6 protein-coding genes are annotated in these 4321 nt (G+C 64.0%); 3 read left to right on the forward strand and 3 right to left on the reverse strand.

Annotated features, from left to right (window positions below; translation table 11 throughout):
- Nucleotides 1–483 precede the first annotated feature (483 nt).
- Entirely contained in the window at nt 484–861 is a 378-nt protein-coding gene (locus tag IPK59_23055; GenBank protein ID MBK8161500.1) for a copper chaperone PCu(A)C, read from the reverse strand.
- A 197-nt stretch (nt 862–1058) separates the two neighbouring features.
- Here IPK59_23055 and IPK59_23060 point away from each other — a divergent pair, with 197 nt between their 5' ends.
- From IPK59_23060 to IPK59_23070, 3 genes are all read left to right on the forward strand, one after another.
- Nucleotides 1059–1472, forward strand: coding sequence for a DUF1194 domain-containing protein (locus tag IPK59_23060; protein MBK8161501.1), 414 nt, complete (start codon nt 1059–1061; stop codon nt 1470–1472).
- The gene (locus IPK59_23065) at nt 1378–1761 is read left to right on the forward strand and encodes a DUF1194 domain-containing protein (protein ID MBK8161502.1); all 384 of its coding nucleotides are present in this window, start codon (nt 1378–1380) and stop codon (nt 1759–1761) included. The genes IPK59_23060 and IPK59_23065 overlap by 95 nt, the downstream gene beginning before the upstream one ends.
- A gap of 257 nt (nt 1762–2018) precedes the next feature.
- Nucleotides 2019–2600: a DUF1194 domain-containing protein gene (locus IPK59_23070; GenBank protein ID MBK8161503.1), complete on the forward strand. Its 582-nt coding sequence runs from the start codon at nt 2019–2021 to the stop codon at nt 2598–2600.
- 143 nt (nt 2601–2743) lie between these two features.
- Here IPK59_23070 and IPK59_23075 read toward each other — a convergent pair whose 3' ends face one another.
- Both IPK59_23075 and IPK59_23080 read right to left on the reverse strand, forming a co-directional pair.
- Nucleotides 2744–3229, reverse strand: a complete 486-nt coding sequence (locus IPK59_23075; GenBank protein MBK8161504.1) for a hypothetical protein — start codon at nt 3227–3229, stop codon at nt 2744–2746.
- Nucleotides 3230–3265: 36 nt separating this feature from the next.
- A complete protein-coding gene (locus IPK59_23080) occupies nt 3266–3643 on the reverse strand; it encodes a hypothetical protein (GenBank protein ID MBK8161505.1) in 378 nt (125 codons plus the stop codon).
- Nucleotides 3644–4321 lie beyond the last annotated feature (678 nt).

The raw sequence follows: 4321 nt of genomic DNA on the forward strand, positions 1-4321 counted from the left end.
GATTCCACTTGTTCGCCCGATGCGCTAGAGTGGCCGCATGTGGACAAACATCATCATCCTCTCTCGCTCACAGCGCTGAAGCGGCTTGTCGAGATTCACATCGCCCATCGCAATACGGCCAAGCGTTGATCGACCGTGGCGGCTTCGGAGATTTCCTCCGGCTACTATCACCCGTTTATCGGGCTGCATGCCGTCTGGCTGGCGGGCTTGTGGTATCTGCCTTCAGGCTGAGTGAGCTGGCCATGGATATTCGCCTATCTCGTGCTGGAGGCGGCGCGCGGATGGATCATCGCCGCACTGGGCAGCCGGTGGACAACCCGCATCATCCTGGTGCGGGTGAGACCCCGGCAGAGGGCGGACCCTACAGCTACTTCCGGCAATCGAACTACTTCGTCGTGGCTGCCGTCGAGATCTTCCTGCTGCCCGCCGCCTTCGGCCTGTGGTGGTACGCTGTTCTGTTCGCCGTGCTCATGCGGCGCTGCTCTACGGGCGCATCAGGTCGGAGGATGAAGCACTGGCACTTTGCGCGAGCCGCCGCAACCGCTGGATGATCAGTCCGTGATCGTGGCTACCGGCGGCAGCCGCGCCGACCGGGACACTGACCGTCACATCGCCCGCCTTCGAAATGAAGGACGAGGTCGACGCTTTCACTCCTCCCTCAAGCGGCGCGGTGAGGCCAACCAGCATCACATGCAGGCCACCGGGCTTCATCTCGACGGTGGTGTTCGGCGGCAGGTCGATGATGCCTGCGGCCTCCATCTTCATCACGTCGCCGTCCATCTTGGTGACATGCAGCTCGGCCATTCGCGCCGCAGAGGATGACAGCGAAAGCAGCCGGTCGGCTTCCGCGCCATGGTTCATCAGGGTGATAGGCGGCGCCTGACTTCACTGGCGCGGGCTGAAGCCCGGGCAAAGGCGTTCATGACCATAACGTCACTGGCCAAGACCCCGCCAGCCGATGCTATGATGGCGCCCAGGGTGAGAGCAATGGCGGCGGCGATTTCGCGTGATCTTGCGCATGGGCACCTTTCTGTCGTCTGATATGGGCGGTGATGGTTATGGACACGCGGCATCGCGTCGCGCATCACGCTGCTCGCGGTCATTCTGCCGTCCTCGGCTCAGGCGGAGCGGGTTTCGCTCGAATTGGTGCTGGCCATCGATGTCTCGACTGCGTCAATGACATCGAGTACCGGCAGGAAGGCATGGCGCTGGCCTTCGTCGATCCGGAAGTGGTGAGTCCCATCCTCAATCACCAAGAGGGAGTCGCCGTTCTGGTCACGCAATGGGGCGGCTTTGCCGTTTCCGGCGTTCCCTGCCAGCGGCGGGTGCTTTCGACAGAGCAGGACATCGCAGCCTTCGCCACCGGCCTCAGGGGCGATGCCGCGCGGCAACTTCGGCTATCTGACAGCCATCGGCAACGCCATCATCTTCGCCGTCAACGAGATCGAGAGCAACGGCTTCGACGGGCTTGAAAAGAAGATCGACGTGGCAGGCGATGGCCGCAACAACGCCGGGCACAATCCGGTCACCGCCGGGGCCCTGGCGCTGGCGCGTGGCATCACCATCAATGGCCTCGCCATCGGCGACCCGGATCCGGGCCCGGTGGAGTATGCGCAGAACGTGATCTCCGGCCCCACGCCTTCGTCGAGTTTACCGCCACTTTGCGGATTTTGCCAAAGCCTTCCGCCGCAAGCTGAAACGGGAACTTTCGCCAAGCTCGCGATGCCGGACAATGGCGGAACTCGGCAGGGCCTGCCGTGAGATGGGCCGCAGCACTTGTCGGCCTGCTGGCGGCGGGACCGGCACTGGCGCAGGGACAGCAACCGGTCGCCATCGAACCTGTGCTGGCGCTGGACAGTTCTCCGCCAGCGTCGACCGCGCCGAGTTCCAGCTACAGCTTGACGGGCTGGCGCTGGCCTTCCGCGATCCGGGAGCGTCGAGGCCGTGGATAACCTGAGGCCACTGGGGCGCCGCCATCGCCGTCGTGCAGTGGGGGAGCACCAGGCGAGACCCGCATCGTGCCGTCTTTCACCCATTACCGCCGATGCGCGCGACCCAAGGCCTTCGGCTTCCGCATCGGTCTGATCCGCCGATGGATGCGGGCCAGCGCCACATCGATCGCCAGCGGCATCGACGACAGCCGCAGGCTCATCGAGACCAACGACTTCGACGGCTTCCGGAAAGTCATCGACATCCGGGCGACGGGCCGGACAATTCCACCGCCGATCTGGGAGGCGGCGCGGCAAGCCGCCGGGCAGGGCAGATCACCATCAATGGCCTGCCGATCATGGCGGATGCCCCGATCTCGCCAGCTATTACGAGAGCGCGTGATCATCGGCGCCTCGGCCTTCATCGAACCGGCGCGCCTGATGACTATACCGCGCCATCAAGGAGAAACTGCTACGCGAGTTGTACCGCTGGGGTCCGAACGTTCCATCGCCCTGTCAGCTGCCGTCGCCGGGATCCACCATTCGCTACCGCGCGGTGTTTCCACATACCCGCCAGGAAGTCGATCGGCGGATCGTAGTCGCACCACGGCGCGGGGTCCGTGGCCCTGGCGCGCCGCCTCGAACTCGGCTTTCGCCCTGGCCAGGGCCTGATGGTCCGTCATCAGATCGAGGATCGTTCCGGCAATGGTCCTGGCCGCTGCCGATATGGTGGGTCGATGCAGGCCGGAAATGCGCACCCAGCGCGTTCAGGCCCATTCGGGATAGGCGTAGCCCGGCGGGTTTTCAGCACGGCACTACCGATATAGAAGCGCACCGTCGGGGCAAACCATGCCATGCCGGTCGGTAGTCGTCGGAGTGTAGTGCGTCTGCCATGCGGATCCGCTGGCGCACCCGGCGTTCGACTCCGGCGGCGGAATGAGCTGGCTCAACTTCATCGGCAAATGGCGACGCCATCGGTTCGAGGCCGAGTTCCTGCTGCAGCGCCTGGGCCCTGGCGATGGCCTCCGCACCATACTGCGGCGCACCAGCCTGTTCGAGGTTGCGATAGGTGGGTCTCGGCCATGGCGTGATTGGCGAGGCCCGGCTTCGATTTCGAAACCAATGGCGCTTTCACCGCAGTGGGCGGCGGCGGCAGCAGCTCCGGCATTGCGGTCGAGCACCGCATAAATCTTCTTCAGCATCGCAACGTCCGGCGCACGGGCGGCGAACATGATCATCGCCATCTGGGCCGCAAGATTGTCCGCCGTCGCCCGTCCGCTGGCGAGGATGGTCTCGTTCAATGTCCAGGTTCCGGCATGCGGAGCACTGGTCGCGCATCATCTCGACAGGGTGAACATGGCGACCACCGCGTCATTGGCACCCGGCGCCCGGGCCATGGTGTGTGCTGCCGGAATGGGGTTCCTGCAGCATCGGTTACCGCGTCCTGAAGCCATGTCTGCGGCTCTTCGCAGAGGGAACTCGTAGATCGCGGCGTAGTACGGTCCGCAATGGGTATCCCAGCGCGGTGTTGCAATAGCAGCATGTAGAAGGATGAAACGAGATGATGGCATCGAGGCCGTCATATCCCTTCGCCGCATGGATGGCTTTGATCCCCTCACCTTTTCGGCAGGTTCGCCCATGAAGCGGATGGTTCCGGTGATGCCATGCCGTTGCATCGCGGCCTTTGCGGCAAGCGCACCGACGAGCGAACCCATGCCGAGTGCCGAATGCGGATCGGCGTGGGTCGCCCGCAAAGCGCGAAAGGCCCTTTCGCGGCGCGGTAGGTGTCCGCCACCTGGCAATTTCCGGGAACTGCATCATACCGGCGTAGCGCTGGCGATGGTGGGGCCAGGACCATCTGACCATGTGGCGGCAAAGGCCGTCGGCATGCCGCCCGATCCTTCTCCACCGTGAAGCCTCGGCCTTCAGGTTTCGCGACATACCACGCGCTTGAGCGGTACTCGCGCCACGCTGTCTCGGCGAGTGCTGTGATATGGCTGTTCCATGCGACCACTCGGCGTGCCTGAGGTCCACCCACTCCATTGCGCCGCGCTTCACTTCAGGCGTCATTCATCACCTCGATCAATCTGTGCGTGACTTTCGGAGTTCGTCTTCGGTAAATCCGGCAAAGCTCAGCAGCAGGCCTTGGCCTCGCTTGCGCCCCGCATAGTGGCGCTGGAAAGCGATTGGGCTTCGATACCGCGGCGGCAAGCCTTGTCACGACATCCTCGTCGACCGCACCGAAGGCAGGCAACAGCAGCATCAGGCCCGCCGGGGAAGCGGATCGATGACGTAAAGGCGTCCATCCTCCGGTCTCAACGCGGCAATCAGCGCTTCCCGCCGGTTGGCATAGATACGTCTTCATGCGGCGGATGTGGATGGCGAAGGCACCG

The organism is Rhodospirillaceae bacterium, assembly GCA_016712715.1.
GTDB lineage: Bacteria > Pseudomonadota > Alphaproteobacteria > Dongiales > Dongiaceae > Dongia.

Coding starts and splice junctions, on each gene's coding strand:
- IPK59_23060 (MBK8161501.1), top strand. CDS start 1,059: ATGGACACGCGGCATCGCGTCGCGCATCACGCTGCTCGCGGTCATTCT.
- IPK59_23055 (MBK8161500.1), bottom strand. CDS start 861: ATGAACCATGGCGCGGAAGCCGACCGGCTGCTTTCGCTGTCATCCTCT.
- IPK59_23065 (MBK8161502.1), top strand. CDS start 1,378: ATGCCGCGCGGCAACTTCGGCTATCTGACAGCCATCGGCAACGCCATC.
- IPK59_23080 (MBK8161505.1), bottom strand. CDS start 3,643: ATGGGTTCGCTCGTCGGTGCGCTTGCCGCAAAGGCCGCGATGCAACGG.